The organism is Clostridium polyendosporum, from assembly GCF_018332455.1.
GTDB classification, from domain to species: domain Bacteria; phylum Bacillota; class Clostridia; order Clostridiales; family Clostridiaceae; genus Clostridium_AY; species Clostridium_AY polyendosporum.
This window is the reverse complement of the sequence record NZ_BOPZ01000014.1, coordinates 1-25,289: the sequence shown is the minus strand read 5'-3', so window position 1 is coordinate 25,289 and position 25,289 is coordinate 1. Positions and strand designations below refer to the sequence as shown.

Sequence of the window (25,289 nt, the reverse complement as noted above, 5' to 3'; positions counted from 1 at the left end):
CAATCTATAATTTAAGACCTAATTCTTGTCTTTTATTAACTACAATTTCTTCAAGCTTATCAGCTGCTTTTATTACATCATCTTCAAGTATAAGTTTCCCACCTGTTAAGGTTTCAAGATCCTCTGTAAGAACTTTTGTTACTACCTTACTTCCTGTTATAAAAGGAGGTATTGCAAGGTGAAGTGGAAGTCCAAGAGCTAATCCAAAAGCTCCGTCAGCTAAAGCTTGCTCTTCTAGCCATTGTGGTGCAGATAATACTAGTGGAAGCTGAGGAATATCTATTCCTAAAAATTCAGCAAGCTCTGTTGCGACTAATTCAAGTCTTCCTATTGCAAGACATGGTCCAAAGTTTAATACAGGAGGTATTCCTAAGCTCTTACATACTTCTTTTAAATTTTCTCCTGCAAGTTCTGCAGCTGCTGGAGACATTAAACCTACGTTTTCAAGTCCACCACTGGAACATCCAGCTGAAAGAACTATTATATCTCTCTTTATAAGCTCTTTAGTTAATTCCACAGTAAATATATCATGACCTTTAGCAGTAAGGTTTGAACATCCAACCACTCCCGCTACTCCTTTAATTTTTCCTGATGCAATTAAGTCCACAAGAGGTTCCCAAGTTCCACCAAGGAAATTTTTAAGAGATTGTTCACTAACTCCAGTTATTACATCATCATAACCATGATCCTTTGGTATATTCATTGTAATTTTATCTCTTCTAGAGGTGTAACTCTTAACAGCTTCATCTATAATATAGCTACTTATTTCTTCTCTATTTTCAAATGAGTATTGTATGTACTCAGCATTTGCTTTCTTTGCTACATCATCTAAACATATCATTTTAACCATAAATTCATCAACAATAGGTTCAATACCTGGAAGTGTACAGTTAAATTCTGAAACTATTATGTCTACTCCGCCAGTTGCTATTAATGCTTCGCTTGTAAAGTTGTTCCCAGCATGACCTGAGAATATTTCTTTGTAATGTTCTCCTCTTAATTGTAGATCCTGTCCTACACAAGTACATCCAACAAGTTTAAAGCCCTTTGCACCAGCTTTTTTAGCTTTTTCCACCATCTTTTCATCATTTAACACGTCTTGTAGGTGGGATATTGTAGAATGTTGATGTCCAGTAATCATTATGTTTATATAATCAGTATCTACAACTTTAAAACCTACTTTAGCTGGTCTTATTACAGGTTCTCCAAGCATAACATCGTTAAGTAGATTTGTAAGTGTAAGTCCATAAAGTCCTGTAGATATTCCAAGATTTAAACAGTGTAATAGCATATCTACTGGATCACTACTTAGATTTGTAGACGTTTTAACTACAGCATCAAATACTTCTGCTTTGGCTCCACCAGGCATTATATTTAACTTTTTCCAATTTTCTACTCTAGGTTTGTAAGCCATTTTTTCTACAAGCTCCATTTTTTCATATCTAGGCTTGTATATATCACTAAGGACTTTTTCAGCTACTAAAACTGCTTTTTTATGCATATCCTCTTCTTCTATATTGAAAATTTCAGCTACTCTATTTAAAGCGTTAACTCCCTTTATGGTTCCATTAGTTTCACCTATAGATTTTAGGTTTAATGCAGTATTTTCAATAACATGGAGATAGCAAGCAGCTCCTGATGATACAGATCTTAAAAAGTTTCTTGCAACTATAGTATCTGCATTAGCTCCACATACTCCTCTTGGTGATTTTGGAGTTATTCTACAGGGTCCATTAGCACATAGTCTACAGCATACACCTTGTTGTCCAAATCCACATTTTATCTTTTGATTTTCCACTCTATGATGAGAAGTCTCCATATTCATAGAGCCTATAAATCCTTCTAGAACCTTATCTGCTGATTGGCATGTTGTACAATTTCCACACATTGACATAACAAATCCCCCTTAATAATATATTTTTTTAGTATCATTTTATTTTTTAAATTATGGGCACATATTTGCCTAAAGAAATTTAATAATTATAGTAATTTATTAAACAAAGTATACAAAATTAGTATAGTTTTAATATATACCTTTTTATTGGTAATGTCAACTGTTTATTATCAAAAACTTATGTTTTATTAATAACATTTTTCCATTGATAATTTTTATCTTAAGTTTCACATCATTAAAAAGCCATATTTTAGGCTATAGGAATTGTGTTTAAACACTTATTTTATGCATATTTAGAACAATATTAATTTAGACTAAACAATTTCAAGAGACAGTAAAGGAAAACTAATCAGAAAAGAATTCTACGGCAAAACAAAAAAGGAGGCAGAAGAAAAAGAAATACAGATATTCTCTAATACTAAAATATCTAAACTACTATTTTCTTTATAAGCATTGATACTCCTCACTTTGTAAAATTTTAGAAGTAAATCACATCAACGGATTAAAGCTATTTTAGAGATAAAGGAAAAGAGTCCTAACAGATTATAAAATCCGCTAGAACTCTTCATTCTCACGTTTCTAAGTTGTTTGGCAGGGGCAGCAGGAATCGAACCCGCAACCAACGGTTTTGGAGACCGCTACTCTACCAATTGAGCTATACCCCTTTACATTAACAGAATATATTATACTATACATTATGAAGTAATGCAACACAAAATTTCTCTATTAATTTTCATATTTTTATAATAATTACTTATATAGGTAAAAAAATATGTACATTTTGTTAATATATTCTAGCTATATTAATGTATAGCAGTTTAAAATAACTTGTGAAAAACTAAATAATAATCTATAATTAACTATAAAATACTTTTATAGTCAAAATATTTACAATTAAAGTGTTCTAAATCAAAAGGAGTTGTTTTTCGTGGAAATCAAACCATTAAAGATCGGAAACTTGGTAGCAAGGTTGCCAATAATACAAGGTGGTATGGGCGTAGGAGTATCTTCCTCAAATCTAGCTTCTGCTGTTGCAAATGCAGGCGGAATAGGAGTTATATCAGGAGCTCAAATAGGATATACTGAGGAAGACTTCGAAGTAAATACTCTTCAAGCTAACTTAAGAGCATTAAAAAAACATATTAAAATTGCAAAAGAAAAAGCACCTGATGGAATAATTGGACTTAACCTAATGGTAGCAATGAAATATTATGATGAGAATGTAAAGGCAGCCATAGAAGCAGGCATTGACCTAATAATATCTGGTGCTGGTCTTCCTACTAATCTACCAAAACTAACTAAAGGTTTTAATGTAAAGATTGCTCCAATTGTATCTTCATTAAAAGCTGCGAATGTAATTCTTAGAATGTGGGATAAACATCATCAAGTTTCACCTGATGCAATTATAGTTGAAGGACCTAAGGCTGGAGGTCATCTTGGATTCGTAAAGGAAGACCTAGAAAGAGATGATATTGATTTTGATAAAACTATAGTAGACATTGTAAACGTAGTTAAGTCTTATGAAGAAAAATATAATAAATCTATTCCAGTAATTGCTGCTGGAGGAGTTTTTGATGGATATGATATTGCTAAATACTTAAAACTTGGTGCTGGCGGAGTTCAAATGGCTACAAGATTTGTAACTACCGAAGAATGTGATGCACATATTAATTTTAAAAATGCCTATATAAATAGTAATAAAGAAAGCATAAAAATAGTTAAAAGTCCAGTAGGAATGCCAGGTCGTGCTATAAATAATAAGTTTGTTCAAAAAGTAAACTTAGAGGGCATGAAGGTAACAAAATGTTATCGCTGCTTAACTCCGTGCAACCCTCAAACAACACCTTATTGCATTACTCAAGCACTAATTAACGCTGTTAGTGGAAACGTAGATGAGGGGTTAATTTTTTGTGGAGAAAATGCATATAGGCTTAATAAAATAGTTACTGTTAAAGAGCTTATGGAAGAATTAGAAAAAGAAATATTATCAGTATAAGATTATTATAGAGGGTGACCTAATGTCACCCTCTATAATTTTTAGGAGATGGATTATAAAAGTATATTTATTATTAAAACTTCTTATACTAACCTAATTAATATCCATAGTATGGATATTGTGGATATTGTGGATAGTATGAATAATATGGATATGGTCTTCTACCGAATAACTGACTAAGTAGTAATATGCTAAATAAATCTCTTACAGCCCTTCTTCTTCCATAACGACGCTGCCTTGTATTATACTCGTTATCTGCGAATCTATCGTATTCATATCTATTACAATCATCGTCATCATCAGTATCATCGTCATCAATACAATCATCTAAGTAATCTTTCATTTTTTCATACATATCATCAGAAATCTTTTTTAATTCTTCCTTACTTGGTCTATACATGGGACCATACTTCTTCTCCATGGAATCACAATAAGACATCACCATTGGATATACTTTATGGTAAATCTTTGGATACATCATCTCCAAACCATCATCCGTTGTTTTCATACTTTGCAAAGGGCAATAACAATAATACATATATTCCTCCATATAAAATTTCCTACACTATAAAAGTATATGTAATTATTATTATTTTGTTACTTATTTAAAATAAAAAAGCTTTAGCATATTAATATGCTAAAGCTTTTTTATGGCAGGGGCACGAGGACTTGAACCCGGAACCAACGGTTTTGGAGACCGCTACTCTACCAATTGAGCTATACCCCTTCGCTACAAAAAAGATTATATAATATTTTATTACAAAATGCAATAGTTTTATTAATTTTTTCTGTTGTAAAAAGTCCACTCCGTGGATTGTGTTATAAGTTATCCATAACTTGACGATTTTATAATTTTCTATACAGTAAAAAAATCATGATTGTTCCTTATAGTGGTACAATCATGATTAAGTCTAATATTAAGAGAAATAAAATTTAATAGGCATCGAGCCTAACATAAATACACAACTTCACTCCTTAAACAATTCGTGATAATATACTCGATATGCACTGCTTTTTCTAAGGATATATAAGTTGAATATACTCTAATTATTTGCTACTATCTAGAGCCTTAAGCTGTTCCTTAATGTTGTTAATATAACTTAAATAGTCATCAGAATAATTTGGTATCTTTATATTTAACTCTTTTACATTTAATCCTACTACATATTTTTTAATGTCTTCCATAGCTTTAATATCGTCATAAATTATAAGTTTTTTAGACCCCTTTAACTCACCAAAAGTCTTTATGTATTCTTGAGGCTCTTCCCCTAATGGTATTTTTGAATATTCTATTCCTAAAGACTTCATGAGATACTCTAAATTATCACCTAAAAGATAAATATTATACTCATTCAATATTTTCTGCTCTTGTTTTAATCCTTCTACTTCCTTATCTATTTTTTGAATTAAAACTTCATAATTATCTTCATAGTATTCTCTATTTTTAGGATCTCTATCTTGAATTGCACTCTTTATATTATATAGAGAAATTTTATAATCATCTGGACTTAACCAATAGTAGGGATTAACTTTTACTTCATTATTATTTATAACCTTAGGTTTAGAATAATTTAAGGTTCTAGTTCCTCTAGATAAATTAATTACACCTACTTTTCCCTTTTTTAATCCATTAATAAAGTCATTAATCCACGGTTCAGCACCTGACCCCATATAAAGAAAAAAATCCATTGATGAAATATTATCTAGAGAATCCTGAGAAAAAGTAAATTTTTGTGCTTCATCCTCATTTTTAAACATATACTCTATATTATGCTTATTCTTAACTATCTCTTTAGTCATTGAAAAAATCAATTTATTCGTTACTATTATATTGAGATAGGTATCTCTCTCTTCTATTTTATTATTATCTGAATTAGCTGCTTTAGGTGTAGAGTACACACTTAGGGCAATAAAAAAAAATACATTGACCATTATTAACAAAAAAGTGAATTTCTTCATATTAAACTTTTTCACCTTTTCCACCTCTCTTTACATACTTATTATTTTATAACTAAATAAATATTATTTCAAACATTAACTTAATGTTATATATAACATTATTGTAAAAATATTCAATAATACTACGGTATTTTCCTTCAAAGATACTAAATATAAATATTTTTATTTATAAAATATTCCTCACACTCTCCATTACGATAAATTTTACCAAAATGCCAATAAAAAATCTATTTAATATACTTAGATAGAATTATTAAATATAGCTTTCCATGTAATAAAACGCTTAAAAGTTTTAAAAATCTACTTAGGTAATCCTATGATTACCTTTTCTTTTTATAAATTTTTGGATAGAATAATAAAGGAAGTATTGGAGTATTTTATTTTGAAAGGAGTTTTCCATGGAGTTTTTAGTTGATAGTGTTGATAAAACTCTTGAACTTGGAGAGAAGATAGGTTCACTTGCCCAAGGTGGAGATATATTTTGTTTAACAGGGAACTTAGGTACTGGAAAAACACATATAACCAAGGGGATTGCCAAGGGGTTAGGTGTAAAAGAGCATATTACTAGTCCTACCTTTAATATAGTTAATGAGTATCATAGTGGAAGACATACTCTCTATCATTTTGATGTATATAGAGTAAATGACCCTGATGAAATATATGCAATAGGTTTTGATGAATATATATTTAGTGATGGAATAAGCATCATTGAATGGGCTAACTATATAGAAGAGCTGATACCTGATAACTATGTACATATAAACATTACTAAAATGCCTGATCTAGGTGAAAATATCAGAAAGGTTACCATCAAATATTATGGTAAAAGATATGATTATATAAAGGAGATTAAACTATGATAGTACTTAGTGTAGATTCATCTTCAAGTGCAGCTACTGTAGCACTAGTGTCTGAAGAGAGTATTTTAGGTGAAATAACATTAAACCATAAAAAACAACACTCTATTCTTTTAATGCCAATGATTGACTCTCTATTAAAATATAATGAGCTTTCACTTGGAGATATTGATGGATTTGTTATATCAAAGGGTCCCGGTTCATTCACCGGATTACGAATAGGAATGGCTACCATAAAAGGACTTAGCCTTGGTAGTAATAAACCATGTATATCTATTTCAAACCTTGATGGTCTTGCCTATAATGTATTTCCTTTTGAAGGTATTATTTGTCCAATCATGGATGCATTAAGAAATAATGTATATACCTGTATTTATAAAAATGAAGAAGATAATCTTAAACCTCTTACAGAATATATGGTCATCTCTTTAGATGAGCTTATAGATATAATAAAGAAACAAGGCGAAAAAGTAATATTTGTTGGAGATGGTACAGAAAAACATAGAGATTATTTGAATTCTCATCTTCAGAATGCAACCTTTGCTCCTTATCATTTAAATTATACAAGAGCTTCTTCTTTAGGAGAACTTGGAGTAAAACAATTTTCCAAGGGAATATCAGATAACATCAATATATCAGCTCCTTTATATTTAAGAAAATCACAAGCTGAAAGAGAATATGATAAAAAAATGGGGCTGGAATAATGGATATTAAAATAATTCCTATGGATGAAAGCTGTCTTGATGATGTATTAGATATAAGTAGATTATCTTTTGCTATCCCGTGGACTAAAAACTCTTTTCAAAATGAGCTACGAAACAATTTTGCCACATATGTTGTTGCAAAAGTTGATGAAAGAGTAATCGGTTATGGTGGAATGTGGATAATAATTGATGAAGGCCACATAACTAATATAGCAGTTCATCCTGATTATAGAGGACAAGGTATCGGTAATACAATACTTAATTCAATGATAAATATATGTAATGAAAAGTGTGTTAAGGCAATGACCTTAGAAGTTCGAATTTCAAACATTGCTGCACAAAATCTCTATAAAAAATATGGTTTCATAAAAGAAGGTGTACGACATAAATACTATGAAGATAACAAGGAAGATGCTGTTATAATGTGGAAAAGGTGGGTTTAAGCTAAGAAATCACGACTTTAAGTCGCGATTTCTTATTTGCTGTTATGTCCCTAAGTGAAATTTGACTAAAATTGAATAGGTTCAATGCCTATTCAATTTTATTATATAAATTCACTTATAAATTTTTCAGTATCCTTTGGTTCCCATTTCCTATCAACCAAAACAGCCCCTCTTCTTAATGATGGGTGTAAATCATGATATGTGTCTCTCCCATCTTCCTTATAAATGATTCCAAGTGGAATCCCCTCATCTCCAAATTCTTGAGCTTTTTTATATGCCTCAAACTTATCATAAGAGTTGTAATTTTCACCCAAATAATAAACCCTATCTTTATACCATTTAAATGTATTAACCTTATTAAAGCTAATACAAGGCTGCAAAATATCTATTAACGCATATCCCTTATGATTCATTGCTGCTTTTATCATCTTAACAAGATGCCCATTATCACCAGAAAAAGCTCTAGCAACGAAAGTAGCACCTAATGTAATTGCGAGTGCAATTGGATTTAGTGGCTCAACAATCACTCCATCAAACTGCATAGATGTTATTTGCCCCTTTGAAGTTGTAGGTGACCCCTGCCCTTTTGTAAGACCATATATCTGATTGTCATGCACAAGGTGTACCATATCAATATTTCTTCTTATATTATGGAGAAAATGATTCCCGCCTTCTCCATAAGTATCCCCCTCGCCAGATGTTACTATTACCTTCAATTCATGATTTGCTATTTTAATAGCCTGAGCTGGTGGTAAAGCTCTTCCATGAAGTCCATTGAAACCATTAGCTTTAATATAATGAGGTGTTTTTGCTGCTTGACCAATACCTGAAACCATAACTAAGTTTTCAGGTAGTATTTCGAGCTCAGCCACAACCTTCTTTATAGCATCAAGTATCGAGAAATTCCCACATCCAGGACACCATGCATTTTCATCTTTTGAATTATATAATTTTAATTCTAACATTAATCCACCACCTTTTTTACTCTTCTATATATTTCTTCAGCTGTTAATTGTCTTCCATCATACTTTAAAATACTCGAATCCATTAGAATACCTGTTTCTTGTGTAATAAGCTTACCAAGCTGACCTGTAAAATTTTGTTCAACATTTATTACTTTTCTAGCTATATCTCTATATTTTCTTAACTTCCTATCAGGCAATGGTAACAAGTCTCCATAACTAAGTGCTCCCACCTTAACTCCGTCTTTATTTAATAATTCAATTGCTTCTTTAAAAGCACCATAGGTTGAACCCCATCCTACAAGAAGAATATCTATTTTCTCATCTCCAAAATACTCAGGCTCTTCTAATTCATTTTTTATAGAATTTAACTTCTTCATTCTCTTCTCCATTTGCTCATTTCTTACCTGCGAACTTTCTGTAATATGAGAATACTCTGTATGCTCATCACTATCAATCAAAACAATTTGTCCTTTTACTTTTCCTGGAATTAACCTTGGTGATATCCCACTTTCAGTAATTTGGTATCTTCTATATTCCTCTCCACTCTGCAAGTGCTCGCCACTAGATATATACCTTTCAATTTTTAGTGAGTTTAGATCATACTTTAGTATTGTTGCATTTGAATCTGCGATATACTGATCTGTTAGTAACAATACTACCGTTTGATATTTATCTGCTAAATTCAATGCTTTAAATGTTTTATAAAATGCATCTTCAGCATTCCTAATACTCATAACAATCCTAGGGAACTCTCCATGTGATGCTGTTAATATAAAGCTTAAATCACTTTGTTCAGTTCTGGTTGGAAGCCCTGTAGCTGGACCTGGTCTTTGAGAATCTACAACTACCAACGGTATTTCAGTTATACCTGCAAGTCCTAAAGCTTCAACCATCAAGGCAAACCCTCCTCCAGATGATCCTGTCATAGCTCTTGCCCCTGCATATGATGCTCCAATAGCCATATTTATCGCACTTATCTCATCTTCAACCTGCTCAACAACAATTCCAGCTTCTACTTGTTTTTTAGAAAGATATGTCATAATACTTGTCGCTGGTGTCATTGGATATCCTGAATAGAATGAAAGACCTCCAGCTAAAGCACCCAATGCTATAGCAGTATTTCCATTTATTAAGATATGATCACTCATATTTTTGCTTACTAAACTATACTTGCTTTCAATGAGATTATATCCCATTTTAATAGCTTGTATATTTTTATCCTTTAGAACTTGTGGAAACTTTTTTTCTAATAATTTCTCAAATTCTCCACCTATACCAAAATACTTTAAGACTACACCAGCAGCTACGAAAGTAAATGCTTTTGAAAGCCCTATCTCCTTTGCCTTTCTAATCAAAGGAAAGCTTATTAATCTTTTTTCTTCAGCTTTTATGCTTTCATCAACGATTATAATTCCATTGTCCTTAAGGCTTTCCTTATGGATCTCAACTGTATCACTGTCTAGTGCAAGCATTAAATCTATCTGATTATCATGTGAAAGAATTTGCTCATCACCAAAACGAATTTGTATGAAATTATGTCCACCTCTCACTCTTGACATATAGTCTTTGTTGGAAAAAACATAAAATCCACTATTCTTAATAGCTGTTTCAATAAAATTACCGACCGTATCCATACCTTGACCAGCACTACCACCAATTAAAATATTATATTTCAATTTAAACACCTCATTTAAATAAAATACTGATAACTCTTCGCCCAAACCCACCTATCAACTAATTTTATAAACAATCCCTATTTAATAGCAATCATCTCCTAATAATAAATATCATTTTTCTTTTAAAATAGTTATTTTCTTGTTTCTAGCCTTCCTATTCTTTTTTATCTTATTATTCATTTTTAAAAAAAATACTGAAAAAATTTCATAAAAAAATGTAACTCAGCCACAAACTCCTTTTTGGCCGAGTTACATCTTCCTCTATTATTAGATAGAAACTACAACTATTTATTCATAGAATGAATTTAATATATTTCCCTTTTAAAAAACTATAAGATAACCTTATACCCTTAAGTTTATTATCTAGAAATCTCTTCCCTACTTTCTATAAGAGCTTCCCTATGAATTAATGGAGACATCTTTTTATATAATGCTAAAGTACCAAGTGAAACTATTCCACCCTTAATTAAGTTAAATGGAAGTATTGCTGTAGCTATCAGAACTGATATATTTCCAAAGTTCATGTGAAAAAGTCTTGAGTACATTGGAATTAATAAAAAGTAGTTTAATAACGAAGCAAATACTGACATAGCTACAAAACCTGCTGCTAAAGCAATTACTGCATTTTTTCTAGATTTGTTTTGCTTATAAATCACGCCTGCTACAATCATCCATACAGCTCCGATTGAAAAGTTAGCAAATTCACCTATAAAACCTGAAGCAGAACCTTTTATTAATGTATAAAGTAAATTCTTAATAAATTCTATTATAATTCCCGCTACAGGTCCTAATGCAAAAGTACCAATCAAAGCAGGTATATCACTTAAGTCAATTTTTAAGAATGTTGGAAAAAACGGTAGTGGAAAATCGAAGTACATTAAGATAAATGAAATTGCACCTAAAAGTGCTATTTTGATTTGTGTATTAATACTTGATCTTCTTACTAATGATTGTTTCAAGTTAACCCCTCCTAAAATTTTTTTATCTCCTGGAGCTTAGTATTAAAATTATATTTAATAAATTATAAAAACCCTGATGATAATAATCATCAGGGCGTAAATACAGAATAATTCTAATGCTTTACCTTCTTCCATCCAGACTTTACTGTCGACTTCGGAGTTTCACCGAATCATGCCTATAAGGCTCGCGGGCTATACCGCCGGTGGGGAATTACACCCCGCCCTGAAGATAATTCTATTTAATTATAGTACCATTATATATGTTTGTTTATATCTTGACAATAACGTTTGTATTTATTTAACATCTTTCTTCATTGAAAGAGATATTCTCTTTCTCTTCTCATCAACCTCAAGAATTCTTACTTCTATAATATCTCCTACCTTAACCACATCTAAAGGATGCCTTACAAATCTGTCTGCCATCTGACTCTTATGAACTAAACCATCTTGATGAACTCCTATATCTACAAATGCTCCAAAATCAGAAACATTTCTTACTGTTCCCATTAATATCATGCTTGGTTTTAGATCCTTTAGTTCTATTACACCTGACTTAAATATAGGTTTTGGCAACTCTTCCCTAGGATCTCTTCCTGGCTTCTTAATTTCTTTGATAATGTCAACTAAAGTTGGTTCTCCAACCGCAAGTTCTTTCGCTAAATTCTTAAGCCCTACAGCCTTTATTTTTTCATCTATATCCTGAATTTTTCCTTTTCTTAAATCATCACCAGTGTATTTAAGCTTCTTCATTAGAGCTCCTGCAGCTACATAGGATTCTGGATGAACTGAAGTATTGTCTAGTGGTTCATCACTTTCCATAACTCTTAAGAACCCTGCACATTGTTCAAATGCTTTTTGCCCTAACCTCTTAACCTTGAGAAGCTCCTTTCTATTCTTAAACTTTCCATTTTCTTCTCTATAAATTACTATATTTTGAGCCAATGCTGAATTTATTCCTGAAACATAACTAAGAAGGGATGGTGTTGCTACATTCAAATCTACCCCTACACTGTTAACACAATCCTCCACTACTCCTTTAAGAGACTCATCTAGCTTTTTTTGTGCGACATCATGCTGATACTGCCCTACCCCTATAGACTTTGGATCTATCTTAACAAGCTCAGCTAATGGATCTTGAAGTCTTCTTCCTATAGAAATAGCTCCTCTTATGGTTACATCTAAATCTGGATATTCTTTCGCAGCTAACTCAGAAGCAGAATAAACTGAAGCTCCCGCCTCAGAAACTATAACATAATATACTTCCTTGCTACTTTCCCTCTTTATCTCAGAAATCATTTTTGAAATTACTTCCTCTGATTCTCTTGATGCAGTACCATTTCCTAAGGAAATTACATCTACATTATATTTATAAATAAGCTCCTTTAATACTTTAATTGTTCCTTCAACATCATTTTTAGGTAATGTAGGGAATACTGTAACCTTCTCTAAAAATTTTCCTGTATCATCTAATACTGCTACCTTACATCCTGTTCTAAATCCTGGATCAAACCCCATAACAACCTTACCTTTTATAGGTGATTGCATTAAAAGAGCCTTCAAATTAGCTTTGAATATTTCTATAGCTCCCTGCTCACCTTTATCTGTTAGATCATTTCTTATCTCTCTTTCAATTGAAGGGTAAATTAATCTCTTTAAGGAATCCTTAACACATTCTTGTACATACCTATCTGTTATATTATTATCCTTTAAACATCTGTTATTTAAATAGGTTAGTATTTTATCTTCAGGTACAGTAATCTTAACTGAAAGTACCTTTTCTTTTTCTCCTCTATTAATGGCAAGTATTCTATGAGAAGGTATAGTTCTTACTGATTCCTTATAATCATAGTACATTTCATATGGTGTAGTTTCTTTACTTGAACCTTTAGTTTCAATCAACCCATCTCTTTGCACAAAATCTCTTATCCATTTTCTATATACCGCTTCATCAGATATCATTTCACTTATAATATCCATTGCTCCTTGAAGAATCTCTTCTATTGTTTTTACTTCCTTTTCTTCATTTATAAATTCCCTAGCTTTCTCTTCTATATCACCTTTAAACTCTCCAGATATTATTAAGTCTGCTAAAGGCTTAAGTCCCTTTTCTATAGCAATAGTAGCTCTCGTTCTTTTTTTAGGCTTAAATGGTCGATAAATATCTTCAATTTCCGTTAGTGTTTCACACTTTATAATCTGATCTTTTAGTTCATCTGTTAAATTTCCTTGATCTTCTATTAGTCTAATAACATCTTCTTTTCTTTGCTGAAGATTCCTTAAATATGTAAGCCTTTCAAACAGTTTTCTTAAAACTTCATCAGATAATCCACCAGTTTGTTCTTTTCTATATCTCGCAATAAATGGAACGGTATTACCTTCATCTAAAAGCTTTATTACATTCTCTACTTGATAACTTTTTATATTAAGTTCTCTCTCCAAAACCTCAATAATATTATTCATACTTCCCTCCTGATGCTTAAAATACATAAATATAATTATAGTAGTATTATTAATTAATTCAAGGCTAGTTAAACTAATTATTTCCATGCAACTTTTGAATATCCTTCTTATTATATTCATAAAATTTAATATAACAATTGTTAGGAGTAAAAGATGAGAAAACAATTATTAACCTTTTTATTAGTTATTACAGTACTAATCTTCAACTTATCCTTTATTTTTTCTATATCACTAAAATCATTTGATGATACAAATGTAATTAAAAACATCAAATATCTTTCTTCCGATAGATTTAAAGGAAGACTTGCCGGTACTCTTGAAAACAGAATTGTTAGTGAGTACATAAAAAATTACTTTAAAAAAATTAATGTTTCTCCGCAAAAACAAGATTATTTAGATCCTTTCCAAGTATATGCTCCTATTCAAATTAACGGAAGTCCCATGCTTGAAATATTAAATAAAAGTGGAAAAATAGTTAAAGAATATGAATATGGCAAAGATTTCAAAGATAGCTTTTTAAATTTCCGTACTAACAACCTTCAAACTACTCCAAAAGATGAGATTAGAATTTATGCTGGTGGCATAGATATTATACAAGATAGTAAAAGCTTCAGATTTATAATAGCTAATGACAACTTTAAGTTTAGAAGCTCCTTCATCTCTGATTATCGCTCTGATATGCCTATTTTGATAACTCCAAAAGTATATGACGATTTAATAACTTATAGTAAAAAAGGTTACTCTATAAAGTGTTTTATTCCTTATGAAGTTCAAAAAACTAATATTTATAATGTTATAGGAGTAATAAAAGGTGTAAATTCTAAACTTCCTCCACTAGTACTATCCTGCCATTTTGACCATTTAGGTGAGGATCTATCAGGTAATATTTATAGTGGAGCTTTAGACAATGCTTCAGGCACTGCTTTCTTACTAGAATTAGCTCGTTACCTTTCATCAATATTACCTCCAGATAGGGATATAATTATAGCAGCCTTTAATGCTGAGGAATTTGGTCTTTTGGGCTCCAAAGCCTTTGTGGATGACAATGCTTCTTATTTACTAGGTGGAAAAGCAATAAATTTTGATATGATTGGTAGTAACAATGCAATACCTCTAACAATTATGAGTGGAAAAAATGCACCTAGAAGTGTTCTTTTATCAGATATTCAGAATTACTGCAAAAAAACTTCAGTAGATTATTTAATTGAATTTGAAGATGCATCTGACCATGCTAGTTTCATAAATCAAGGTATAGATGCAATATCTTTATGTGATGCAGATTTTTCTAGGATACACACTCCTGATGATAAAGCTGAATTTATAAGTAAATCTGCTATAGATAGAGCATATAAAGTAGTATGGAGTGAAATATCTTCTTATGCTTATACCTATTCACCTATGTTTATTTATAGTAAAAGAATCCTTTTGTCATCTGGGGTATTATCTTGTATATTTTTTTTCTCACTGCTATTCATAAATATTAAGAAAGTAGAATAGACTTAATGTTAAAGAATTAGTAAACATAAATTAAGATATCTTAAAAATATTGTTTAAATAAAGTTGAAAGCCTATATTCTAAATTACTAAGTAATTTAGAATATAGGCTACTTTTATTTATTTAACTATTTTGTTTCTCTATTAAGAAAAGATATAATAAAAGCATCTAACTCTCCGTCCATAACACCCTGTACATTAGAAGTTTCTGTTCCAGTTCTATGATCCTTAACTAAAGAATATGGATGGAATACATAGGATCTTATTTGACTTCCCCATCCTATATCCTTAAGTTCACCAGTTAAATCTTCAATTTTTTCCTTATGTGATCTTTCCTTAAGTTCAATTAATTTAGCCTTAAGCATTCCCATTGCAGTATCCCTATTAGAAAATTGACTTCTTTCATTTTGACATTGTACCACAATTCCAGTAGGTATATGTGTTATTCTTATCGCCGATTCAGTTTTATTTACATGCTGTCCACCAGCTCCCCCAGCCCTATAAGTATCTATTTTTAAATCTGCTGGATTAATATCTATGTCCTGCTCTTGAGTAAGCTCCGGTAGCACTTCTACTGATGTAAAAGAAGTTTGTCTTTTTCCATTAGCGTTAAACGGTGAAATTCTAACTAATCTATGTATTCCTTTCTCTGCTTTTAAATATCCATAAGCAAATTCACCCTTAACTCTTAATGTAACGCTCTTAACCCCTGCTTCATCACCTGGAAGATAGTCTAAAGTTTCAACCTTATAACCCTTTTTTTCGCACCAACGTGTATACATTCTTAACAACATTTCGGTCCAATCATTAGCATCTGTTCCGCCTACGCCAGTATGCAGGGTAAGTATAACATCATTTCTATCGTATTCAGCTGAAAGAAGTATTTCTATCCTAAAGACCTCAATCTCGTCATTAATACTCTTAATTTCTTTTATAATTTCTCTTGCAGTTTCCTCATCATCTTCTTCAATAAGTTCTGAAAGAGTTTCAACATCATCAACTCTCGATACAACGGTATTGAATCTATCTATTTTATCCTTTATTCTCTTTGACTCCTGAGTAATCTCTTGAGCTTTATTTATATCATCCCAAAGATTAGGTTCTTGCATCTTATGCTCTAATTCTAAATTACGCTTTTCTAATCCAGAAATGTCAAAGTGAAGCCCCCATTTCTTTTAAAGTGTTTCTAATTTCTTTAAGCTTTGAAAGTTGATTCTCAAGCTCTAACATCATACCAATCACCCCTAAATTATTTTAAAGTCTAACTTATAGTATAACTATGCTAAAATGAATTTACAACAAAAAATAACTCTGACAATGCATGGAACCCACTAAAGATAAACAACTTCAATCATGAAAAAATTCATGAAAATAGCCTCGACATGCAATGCTTTTTCATGAATTATAAATTCAGTTATAAAGTTGTGTATCTATAGATTGAGTCAGATTTCACTTCATGAAATGACAGCACATGAAGGAATTTAGCAAAGCTAAATTCCAACCATAATTGTTAGTTCATTATACTACTTCTCTTCCACAACAATTCTTAAACTTCTTTCCACTACCACATGGACATGGATCATTTCTCTTATTCTTATGGTTCTTCTTTATAGGTTGTTTTTTCTCAGAAGAATCATCTCCACTACTTACTGCTGCTTCCTTAACTACTCTTTCTCTTTCTGGTGCATGCTCAATTTGTACATGTAATAAAAACTTAACAGTATCAATTTTTATATTTTCAATCATTTCATCAAACATTGCACTACCTTCAAATTGGTATGCTTGAACTGGATCTTGCTGCTTATATGCTCTTAATCCTATACCTTGCTTTAAATGATCCATATTATCTATATGGTCCATCCACTTTGTATCGACAACTCTTAAAAGAATTACTCTTTCAATTTCACGTATTTGCTCACTACCAAATACACTCTCCTTAGAAGAGTACATCTCCTTAGCCGTGTTAAATAACTTTTCCTTTATTTCATCATTAGATAATACAGCTAAATCATTTACTTGAATAGCTCCATGAGGTAAATAAATATCTTCTAAATAATTTATAAGTGCCTTTAATTCATCTTCAAAAGTATCTTCTATGCCTGATATATGTGAATCTACTGCCCCATAAATTACATCCTTTATCATGTCATAAACCTGCTCTTTAAGGTTTTCTCCTTCAAGAACTAACGCCCTCTGTTTGTAAATTACTTCTCTTTGCTTATTCATTACATCATCATATCCAAGTAATGTCTTTCTTATATCAAAGTTATTACCTTCAACCTTTTTTTGAGCATTTTCAATAGACTTTGTAACCATTTTACTCTCTATAGCATCATCTTCTTCTAGTCCAAGTTTTTCTACTATTCCTTGTAATCTTTCTGAACCAAAAATTCTCATAAGATCATCTTGAAGTGATATATAGAATCTTGATGAACCTGGATCTCCTTGACGACCTGAACGCCCTCTTAGCTGGTTATCTATTCTTCTTGATTCATGTCTTTCAGTTCCTATTATCTTTAATCCACCAATCTCTTTTACACCGTCTCCAAGTTTAATATCTGTACCTCTACCAGCCATATTTGTTGCTATTGTTACCATGGCTTTTCCACCAGCATGAGATACTATTTCCGCTTCTTGCTCATGATATTTTGCATTTAGTACTTGGTGAGGAATCCCTCTCTTTTTAAGCATATCAGAAACAAGTTCTGATTTTTCTATACTTGTTGTCCCTACTAATACTGGTTGGCCAGCAGTATACGTTTCTACTATATCATTAACTATGGCATTGAACTTACCTTTTTCAGTTTTATAAATTACATCTGGATGATCTATTCTCTGAACTGATCTATGAGTTGGTACTACTATAACATCTAGACCATATATCTCTCTAAACTCATTTTCTTCTGTTAAAGCTGTACCAGTCATACCTGAAAGCTTTTTATACATTCTAAAATAATTTTGGAATGTTATTGTTGCTAATGTCTTTGACTCTCTTTCAACCTTAACTCCTTCCTTAGCTTCTATAGCCTGATGAAGTCCATCTGAGTACCTTCTACCTTCCATAAGTCTTCCTGTAAACTCATCTACAATAATAACTTCACCATCTTTGACCATGTAGTCCTTATCTCTCTTCATTGCATAGTTAGCTTTTAATGCTTGAGTTATATAGTGCTGAAGTTCCATATTTTCAGCATCTGCATAGTTCTCAACATCAAAAGCCTTTTCTGCTTCTTTTATACCATCTTCTGTAAGCATTACAGCATTAGCTTTTTCATCAATTGTAAAATGTTTTTCTTTTATTAGTCTTTTTACAAAGAAGTCAGCTATCTTATAAAAGTCTGTTGACTTTTCTCCTGCACCTGAAATTATAAGTGGAGTTCTAGCTTCATCTATAAGAATAGAGTCAACTTCGTCAACAATTGCAAAGTTAAGCTCTCTTTGAACTTTTTCTTCCTTATAAATAACCATATTGTCTCTTAAGTAGTCAAAACCAAACTCATTATTTGTTCCATAAGTAATATCTGCTGCATAAGCTTCTCTTCTCTGATTATTATCTAGTTCATGAAGTATAACCCCAGTAGTAAGCCCCAGGAACTCATATACCTGTCCCATCCATTCTTTATCTCTTCTTGCAAGGTAGTCATTTACAGTAATAACATGCACGCCTTTACCAGATATTGCATTAAGATAGGCTGGAAGTGTTGCAACTAATGTTTTACCTTCACCTGTCTTCATTTCAGATATTCTTCCTTGATGAAGAACTATACCACCTATAAGTTGCTCTCTATAGTGTTTCATCCCAAGTACCCTATATGCTGCTTCTCTTACTACAGCAAAAGCTTCTGGTAATATTTTATCTAAACTCTCACCTTTTCTGTATCTTTCTTTAAACTCTTCAGTTTTAGCTCTTAATTGTTCATCTGAAAGAGATTTTATTTCTTGATCTAATGCTTCTATTTTATCCACTAATGGAATAATTCGTTTAACTTCTCTCTCACTATAAGTTCCAAAGACCTTATCCAATAAACCCATTTTTTTATCCTCACAATTCTGTTTATTTTATAACTTACTAAATTATATCACTTATAATAATATTTTTTCAATAATTTGGTTCAGTAATACTATAAGTTTAACACTTTGAAGCACATTTATACAAAATAAATTGAACAGACATCAAGCCTGTTCAACTTTAGTCAAGTTGCATTTTTTTAAATGGTAACAAATTACAAACCTCCAGGTATCCTGGAGGTTATTATTATAATTAACTTATTTTATTTCTATTCTACTATTCATTTTCTGTTTCTATAAGACCATATTGACCATCTTTTCTTTTATAAACAACATTTACATGATTAGAATCAGCATCACGATAAACAAAAAAGTTATGTCCTAAAAGCTCCATCTGAAGCAAAGCTTCTTCAGAATGCATAGGTTTTACACCAAACTTTTTAGTTTTAACTATCTTTGATTCATCCTCTTGCTCTATTGAATCAAAACTATCAAAATTTATATATCTCACTGAATTACTATTATTATACTTTCTTGATAACTTAGTTTTTTGCTTTCTTATTTGTCTTTCAAGTTTTTCTTCAACTAGGTCGATTGACTTGTACATATCCTCTGTTACTTCTTCACCCCTTAGCAAAACACCATTAAAAGGTATCATAACTTCTATTCTCTGTCTATTTTTTTGTACACTTAAGGTTGCTTTAGCTTCTACATTAGGGTTGAAATATTTATCTAATTTAGATATCTTTCTCTCTACTGTTTCTTTCAACGCTTGTGTTAATTCTATGTTTTTAGCTAATACTGTAACTTTCATACGGTCAGCCCCTCTCCCCATTCAAGTTCTAATAACTCCTTGAATTATTTGTTTTGTTAATATAATTTTACACACTTTTTAAAATAATAACAAGCCTAATTAATTGAATTTACTGAAAATTAATTTAATTTATTATAAGTAACATCTCTCATTCTCTATTTATCAAAGTTTTATACATTTTTTTACTATTTTTCAACAAACTTCCCTTAAGTGTTCTATATCAGTGAAAAGATGTACGTTATACATGTCGCTATACAAAGAATTTTGATTAAATTTCTTCCGCATAGTTTGCATAAAATTTGTGCATAAAAAACAAAAAAGTTATCAGTCTGTTGACTAATAACTTTAAATAAAGCTAGTTGACCTGGTCTTTGACCCCACACTCGCCTGCTGGAGCTTTTGCTACCCAGAATTACCCTCTCACTACTAACCCTCTCAGTTTTTCACTGGCAGGACTTACCTCTAAGCCGCACCATGCTCATTAAACATTTTATTTAACTTACGTGGATCGTTTTGCCTGCGACTGGCATCGACTTTCAACCACAAACCTAACCTTACTATATCTATTATATATTACTTTTTGAAACAGTCAAGATAATTACTTCTTTAGCTCCAGATTTCATTAATTCTTTATAGCACGAAAGCACTGTAGCTCCAGTGGTTAATACATCATCAATTAAAATAATTCTTTTATTATCAATAACATTATCTCTATTAACCTTAAAAACTCCTATCATATTCGTCTTTCTATCTTCAATATGTAATCTTTTTTGTTCATTAACTTCCTTTACCCTTTCCAGCACTCCATAATAAGGTATATTAATCTCATTACTTATAAACTTTGATATAACCTCACATTGATTGAAGCCTCTTTTTTTAAGGGAACTCTTAGAAATTGGAACATAAGTTATTAAATCTCCTGTTAATTCTCTACTTTTAATTAACTCAAGCAAAACAGATGAAATTGCTTCTCCACTATAAAAATCATTCTTATATTTAAATCTTATTATAAGCTTCTTTATTATTCCTGAGTAATATGCCGCACTATATACTTTAATGTCATTAATTTCTTCAATGGCATAAGGTTCTTTAATAAAACTTATTGTTTCTATACATTTTTTACAAAGTAAAAAACTAGATATATCCTCTTCACAACATAAGCAACTTTCTTTATGAGGGTAAATAAGCTCTAGTAAACAATTTACCAAGTAACTTATTACCTCAATAATCCTTTTTCCCATGAAAACTTATTAAAGACTCTTGCCAAATCCTTTGCCATCTCCATATTTTGAGAAATCTCATTTGAGAACAATAGCACTTCACCTGGCAACCCTTTATTTTTACCTACCTTTCCACACATATAAATAAACTTTTTGTAATCAAAAATCTTATGATCTGCAAAATATACAATTATATCTATATCATCTATTTCTTCAAAAACCTCTCCCATAATATCAGTTATTACCATAACAGGCTTATCCTTGATTGCTAAAAGCTCATTAATTCTCTTTTTATCATCGTTAGAAAATAATATTAACTTTATACTTGATGCTATATTAAGAACATCATTGAAATATGCATATATACTTTCAGACTTTTCCTTATCAGGAGTATGAATTATAACTTTTCTATTATTCTTTCTAAACCATTTTAAATAATCATACAATAAGTATGGAATATCTTGATTTAAATTAACTCTTGTAGTAATTATTCTAGGTTCTACAAATGGTCTACAAATACAACAGTTCCCTATTTCCAATATAGGACAATTATTAAAAATACGTTCAATAGAATAAACTAATAATTTTCTTGTTTTTTTATAAAGATAATCTAATGAATTTTGAATCTCAAGTTTAGTTTGTTTTGAGAAAGCACTAATATCATCGTATATTATAAGTTCATAGTTATCATTTATAAATCTTATGTTATCAAAGGTTGTGAAATGCAAAAAATTCTCGGAGCTTCTTTTTCCATTCCTTAGTATAGAATATATTTTAAATCCAAGGACATTTCTTAAGTATTTAATTAAATCTTCGTTTGCCTTTTCGTCATTTGAAATATAAAGCACCTTTTTTTCACTGCTAACTAACAAAGTTATTAACTCTCTAAAGATTCTTGATGTATTATAAGGTATTGTTATTATATTAAAAATCTTACAGTCTTCTTTCTCGTACCATCTATTAATCTCATTAACAGCATAATTAAACTCTAAGCATATTTTATCCATTTCGATATTTACCATTAGCCCCCCCACTTATTGATTTATAAAAGCTTCATCAGATATAATATCTTTTATTCTCCACTTTAAAGATGAATATCTTTCATTACTTTTAGTATTATTAACCATATACTTTAAAGCCTTTATCCCTCCAGCTACTACCACCATTTCTTTAGCTCTGGTTATGCCTGTATATAATAAATTTCTATTCATAAGAAAAGGTGATCCCATATATGAGGGCATTATTATAACTGGAAATTCACTTCCCTGACTTTTATGTATAGTTATGGCATAAGCTAAATCTAACTCATCTAAATAGATATAATCATATATAACTTTTCTCTCCTCATCAAATATTACTGTTAAAGTTTTGTTTTCCTCATCTATGCTCTCAATAAACCCCATATCTCCATTATATACTCCTATACCTTCATTTTCTCCAAGACTATCAATTCTAGTCCATTTTAGTGAATAGTTATTTTTTGTTTGCATAACCTTATCACCAACCCTAAATACCATTTCTTTCATTTGCTTCTCTTTTTTTCGTTCATCCTTTGGATTTAATATTTCCTGAAGCTTCATATTTAAATTAGTTATACCCAATACTCCTTTTTTCATAGGAGCTATAATTTGAATATGTTTTAATTTATCCCAATGAGAATTAAACTTTGGAAGTCTTGTATTAATAAGCTCTATTATAGTAATAAGTAACTCATCCATTCCTTCTTCTTTAATAAAATAAAAATCTTTACCTTTTTCATTTAGAATTGGCATTTCACCTTCATTTATTCTATGTGCATTTACAACTATAAGACTTTCTTTTCCCTGTCTAAAAATTTCCTTAAGTCTTACTACTTTAGTAAATTTACTTTCAATTAAATCAGACAATACATTCCCTGGTCCTACTGAAGGTAACTGATCCACATCTCCTACTATTATAAGTCTTGTTCCTACTTTTATTGCTTTTAAAAGATTGTTCATAAGCATAACATCAATCATCGAGGCTTCATCAATAATTACAACATCAGCTTCAAGAGGAGAGGATTCATTTCTTGAAAAAATCGAGGCATCTTCATCATCTCCTACAGCCATCTCCAGCATTCTATGAATAGTTTTTGCCTCTCTACCTGTAGATTCCCCCATTCTTTTAGCCGCTCTTCCCGTAGGAGCGCCTAATATAACTCTAAGACCGCATTGTTCAAAGATATGTATTATACATTTTATTATAGTAGTCTTTCCTGTTCCTGGTCCTCCTGTTATTATCTCAATTCCATTAGTAAAAGCTCCTATAATGGCTTCCTTTTGAGATGGAGCAAAAGTAATTCCATTCTTTTCTTCAAAACTTTTTATCTCAAATTCTAAATCTATATTAAGGTTTTGGAAATTACTAATTGCTAAAGTTAATATCCTATTGGTTATTCCAAGTTCACAATAATAATAAGGAAGTGTAAATATTGCTTCTATTCCATTAATATTCTCTATATGTATTTTCCCTTCTATTGTAGAGTCATAAATATTTTTCTCTATTTTCTCTATTTCTACTGTTAATACTTCAGCAGCTTCTTTTATAAGAAGGTGTTTAGGCATATATGTATTACCATTAGCACAAAAATCATTAATAACGTATTTTAACCCGCTTTGAATTCTAAAAGGTGAATCTGATTCTATTCCTAATGACCGAGCAATCTTATCTGATGTCTTAAAACCTATGCCATTAATCTCTTCACATAAAATATACGGATTTTCTTTAACGATATTTATTGAATTACATCCAAAACGCTTATAAATCTTTATACATTGATTTGCAGTTACACCATTAGATTGAAAGAAAATCATAATATTCTTTAGTTCTCTTTGAGAAACATACGAATCTATGATAAGTTTTAACTTCTTTTCCCCAATCCCCTCAATTTCTCTCAATCTATCAATATTATTATCCATTATTTCTAAAGTTTCTTCACCAAACTTACTAATTATTTTTTTTGCAGTTACAGGCCCTATACCATATATAAGACCAGAAGATAGGTACTTCTCTATTCCTTCTAATGTATTGGGAAGTATTTCTTCGCATTCTTCTATTTTGAACTGCCTTCCAAATTGTGAATGAAGCACCCAGTTTCCAGTAAGCTTTAAGTGCTGAGCTTCTGCAATATATGGTATTACTCCTACTGCAGTGATTAAACTATTTTCAATCCTAAGTTTAATTACTATATATCCATTATCATCATTGCGAAAAACGATACTCTCCACTATACCTGTTATTACTTCCATAATATCGCTCCTAAGTTCTTCTGTATTCTATTTAAATTATACCACAGTATCAATAATTTAAATTGCTTTATGAACAATTTCACTGGCCCTAATATAAAAAAGTAAGTCCATAACAATATTAAGCTAACATCCTTTAAACACTCTATTTACTTAGAAACCTATTTATCTATTATTTAAACTTTAGCATTATTAAATATATATAAGTTTATCACTAATGCATTTCAGAAATTAAATCTGAGCAGGCATCAAACTACTAATTTAAAATTAAATTCCACTTTGTGAAAAGGAAGGATATGATACAGATATTATATTATTTGATGAAGATATTAATATAAAACTTGTTTTAGTAGATGGAAAAATTATTTATACAAAATAAAACTATGTAAACATAATTTTAGTCAAATTTCACTTCGTGAAATGACAAGAAAAAAAGTGGTTGTATAACAACCACTTTTTTCCAGACTGCTGACAAAGTGTCAGCAGTCTTTGTTTTTACTGAATTATGAAGTAAAATTAAAAGTATAGAATTTTATTTCATAGGAGTTATTCAAATGATACGAGAAAGAAAAGA

At 30.8% G+C, this 25,289-nt stretch carries 18 protein-coding genes, 2 tRNA genes and 1 riboswitch; of the genes, 5 read left to right on the top strand and 15 right to left on the bottom strand.

Annotated elements, in window-relative coordinates:
• Positions 1-4: 4 nt before the first annotated feature.
• Positions 5-1,894, bottom strand: a complete 1,890-nt coding sequence (gene cooS, locus CPJCM30710_RS09200; protein WP_212903881.1) for an anaerobic carbon-monoxide dehydrogenase catalytic subunit — start codon at positions 1,892-1,894, stop codon at positions 5-7.
• 589 nt (positions 1,895-2,483) lie between these two features.
• Positions 2,484-2,559, bottom strand: a tRNA-Trp gene (locus CPJCM30710_RS09195).
• A gap of 263 nt (positions 2,560-2,822) precedes the next feature.
• Here CPJCM30710_RS09195 and CPJCM30710_RS09190 point away from each other — a divergent pair.
• Positions 2,823-3,890, top strand: coding sequence for an NAD(P)H-dependent flavin oxidoreductase (locus CPJCM30710_RS09190; RefSeq protein WP_212903880.1), 1,068 nt, complete (start codon positions 2,823-2,825; stop codon positions 3,888-3,890).
• Positions 3,891-3,987: 97 nt separating this feature from the next.
• Here CPJCM30710_RS09190 and CPJCM30710_RS09185 read toward each other — a convergent pair whose 3' ends face one another.
• From CPJCM30710_RS09185 to CPJCM30710_RS09175, 3 genes are all read right to left on the bottom strand, one after another.
• Positions 3,988-4,428 (bottom strand): hypothetical protein, encoded by a 441-nt coding sequence (locus CPJCM30710_RS09185; protein WP_212903879.1) that lies wholly within the window; start codon positions 4,426-4,428, stop codon positions 3,988-3,990.
• A 113-nt stretch (positions 4,429-4,541) separates the two neighbouring features.
• Positions 4,542-4,617, bottom strand: a tRNA-Trp gene (locus CPJCM30710_RS09180).
• A gap of 320 nt (positions 4,618-4,937) precedes the next feature.
• Entirely contained in the window at positions 4,938-5,864 is a 927-nt protein-coding gene (locus CPJCM30710_RS09175; RefSeq protein WP_212903878.1) for a metal ABC transporter substrate-binding protein, read from the bottom strand.
• Between the two features lie 383 nt (positions 5,865-6,247).
• On the opposite strand from CPJCM30710_RS09175, the gene tsaE reads away from it, so the two are divergent.
• Genes tsaE through rimI form a run of 3 tightly spaced genes read left to right on the top strand, consistent with a single transcriptional unit; the run spans position 6,248 to position 7,853 of the window.
• Complete coding sequence (gene tsaE, locus CPJCM30710_RS09170) at positions 6,248-6,709, top strand: tRNA (adenosine(37)-N6)-threonylcarbamoyltransferase complex ATPase subunit type 1 TsaE (RefSeq protein ID WP_212903877.1); 462 nt, start codon at positions 6,248-6,250, stop codon at positions 6,707-6,709.
• Complete coding sequence (gene tsaB, locus CPJCM30710_RS09165) at positions 6,706-7,410, top strand: tRNA (adenosine(37)-N6)-threonylcarbamoyltransferase complex dimerization subunit type 1 TsaB (RefSeq protein WP_212903876.1); 705 nt, start codon at positions 6,706-6,708, stop codon at positions 7,408-7,410. The genes tsaE and tsaB overlap by 4 nt, the downstream gene beginning before the upstream one ends.
• Positions 7,410-7,853, top strand: coding sequence for a ribosomal protein S18-alanine N-acetyltransferase (rimI, locus tag CPJCM30710_RS09160; RefSeq protein ID WP_212903875.1), 444 nt, complete (start codon positions 7,410-7,412; stop codon positions 7,851-7,853). Before tsaB ends, rimI begins: the two co-directional genes overlap by 1 nt.
• 101 nt (positions 7,854-7,954) lie before the next feature.
• Here the strand turns inward: rimI and CPJCM30710_RS09155 are convergent, their stop codons facing one another.
• The 4 genes from CPJCM30710_RS09155 to CPJCM30710_RS09140 form a co-directional block, all read right to left on the bottom strand.
• Entirely contained in the window at positions 7,955-8,818 is an 864-nt protein-coding gene (locus CPJCM30710_RS09155; RefSeq protein WP_212903874.1) for a 2-oxoacid:ferredoxin oxidoreductase subunit beta, read from the bottom strand.
• The gene (locus CPJCM30710_RS09150; RefSeq protein WP_212903873.1) at positions 8,818-10,494 is read right to left on the bottom strand and encodes a 2-oxoacid:acceptor oxidoreductase subunit alpha; all 1,677 of its coding nucleotides are present in this window, start codon (positions 10,492-10,494) and stop codon (positions 8,818-8,820) included. The genes CPJCM30710_RS09155 and CPJCM30710_RS09150 overlap by 1 nt, the downstream gene beginning before the upstream one ends.
• 359 nt (positions 10,495-10,853) lie before the next feature.
• On the bottom strand, positions 10,854-11,453 hold the full coding sequence (locus tag CPJCM30710_RS09145) for an ECF transporter S component (protein ID WP_246503506.1): 600 nt from the start codon (positions 11,451-11,453) through the stop codon (positions 10,854-10,856).
• A 119-nt stretch (positions 11,454-11,572) separates the two neighbouring features.
• Positions 11,573-11,688: riboswitch (FMN riboswitch) on the bottom strand.
• A gap of 59 nt (positions 11,689-11,747) precedes the next feature.
• Positions 11,748-13,913 carry a Tex family protein gene (locus tag CPJCM30710_RS09140; RefSeq protein ID WP_212903872.1) on the bottom strand — a complete coding sequence of 722 codons (2,166 nt, stop codon included), beginning with the start codon at positions 13,911-13,913 and terminating at the stop codon, positions 11,748-11,750.
• A gap of 153 nt (positions 13,914-14,066) precedes the next feature.
• On the opposite strand from CPJCM30710_RS09140, the gene CPJCM30710_RS09135 reads away from it, so the two are divergent.
• Positions 14,067-15,410, top strand: coding sequence for a M28 family metallopeptidase (locus CPJCM30710_RS09135; protein WP_212903871.1), 1,344 nt, complete (start codon positions 14,067-14,069; stop codon positions 15,408-15,410).
• A gap of 125 nt (positions 15,411-15,535) precedes the next feature.
• Here the strand turns inward: CPJCM30710_RS09135 and prfB are convergent.
• The 6 genes from prfB to recD2 form a co-directional block, all read right to left on the bottom strand.
• Positions 15,536-16,640 (bottom strand): peptide chain release factor 2 gene (gene prfB, locus CPJCM30710_RS09130; RefSeq protein ID WP_212903870.1). Its coding sequence is split into 2 segments (ribosomal slippage): positions 15,536-16,561 and positions 16,563-16,640, totalling 1,104 coding nucleotides; the frame shifts between segments, so codons are not numbered across the junction.
• Positions 16,641-16,925: 285 nt separating this feature from the next.
• Positions 16,926-19,439: a preprotein translocase subunit SecA gene (secA, locus tag CPJCM30710_RS09125; RefSeq protein WP_212903869.1), complete on the bottom strand. Its 2,514-nt coding sequence runs from the start codon at positions 19,437-19,439 to the stop codon at positions 16,926-16,928.
• 253 nt (positions 19,440-19,692) lie between these two features.
• Positions 19,693-20,229 (bottom strand): ribosome hibernation-promoting factor, HPF/YfiA family, encoded by a 537-nt coding sequence (hpf, locus tag CPJCM30710_RS09120; RefSeq protein WP_212903868.1) that lies wholly within the window; start codon positions 20,227-20,229, stop codon positions 19,693-19,695.
• A 566-nt stretch (positions 20,230-20,795) separates the two neighbouring features.
• Positions 20,796-21,437, bottom strand: coding sequence for a ComF family protein (locus CPJCM30710_RS09115; protein ID WP_212903867.1), 642 nt, complete (start codon positions 21,435-21,437; stop codon positions 20,796-20,798).
• Between the two features lie 8 nt (positions 21,438-21,445).
• Positions 21,446-22,471: a hypothetical protein gene (locus CPJCM30710_RS09110; protein ID WP_212903866.1), complete on the bottom strand. Its 1,026-nt coding sequence runs from the start codon at positions 22,469-22,471 to the stop codon at positions 21,446-21,448.
• 12 nt (positions 22,472-22,483) lie between these two features.
• On the bottom strand, positions 22,484-24,718 hold the full coding sequence (gene recD2, locus CPJCM30710_RS09105; RefSeq protein WP_212903865.1) for an SF1B family DNA helicase RecD2: 2,235 nt from the start codon (positions 24,716-24,718) through the stop codon (positions 22,484-22,486).
• Between the last annotated feature and the right edge of the window lie 571 nt (positions 24,719-25,289).

Coding starts and splice junctions, on each gene's coding strand:
- cooS (WP_212903881.1), bottom strand. CDS start 1,894: ATGTCAATGTGTGGAAATTGTACAACATGCCAATCAGCAGATAAGGTT.
- CPJCM30710_RS09185 (WP_212903879.1), bottom strand. CDS start 4,428: ATGTATTATTGTTATTGCCCTTTGCAAAGTATGAAAACAACGGATGAT.
- tsaE (WP_212903877.1), top strand. CDS start 6,248: ATGGAGTTTTTAGTTGATAGTGTTGATAAAACTCTTGAACTTGGAGAG.
- tsaB (WP_212903876.1), top strand. CDS start 6,706: ATGATAGTACTTAGTGTAGATTCATCTTCAAGTGCAGCTACTGTAGCA.
- rimI (WP_212903875.1), top strand. CDS start 7,410: ATGGATATTAAAATAATTCCTATGGATGAAAGCTGTCTTGATGATGTA.
- CPJCM30710_RS09155 (WP_212903874.1), bottom strand. CDS start 8,818: ATGTTAGAATTAAAATTATATAATTCAAAAGATGAAAATGCATGGTGT.
- CPJCM30710_RS09140 (WP_212903872.1), bottom strand. CDS start 13,913: ATGAATAATATTATTGAGGTTTTGGAGAGAGAACTTAATATAAAAAGT.
- CPJCM30710_RS09135 (WP_212903871.1), top strand. CDS start 14,067: ATGAGAAAACAATTATTAACCTTTTTATTAGTTATTACAGTACTAATC.
- secA (WP_212903869.1), bottom strand. CDS start 19,439: ATGGGTTTATTGGATAAGGTCTTTGGAACTTATAGTGAGAGAGAAGTT.
- hpf (WP_212903868.1), bottom strand. CDS start 20,229: ATGAAAGTTACAGTATTAGCTAAAAACATAGAATTAACACAAGCGTTG.
- CPJCM30710_RS09110 (WP_212903866.1), bottom strand. CDS start 22,471: ATGGTAAATATCGAAATGGATAAAATATGCTTAGAGTTTAATTATGCT.
- recD2 (WP_212903865.1), bottom strand. CDS start 24,718: ATGGAAGTAATAACAGGTATAGTGGAGAGTATCGTTTTTCGCAATGAT.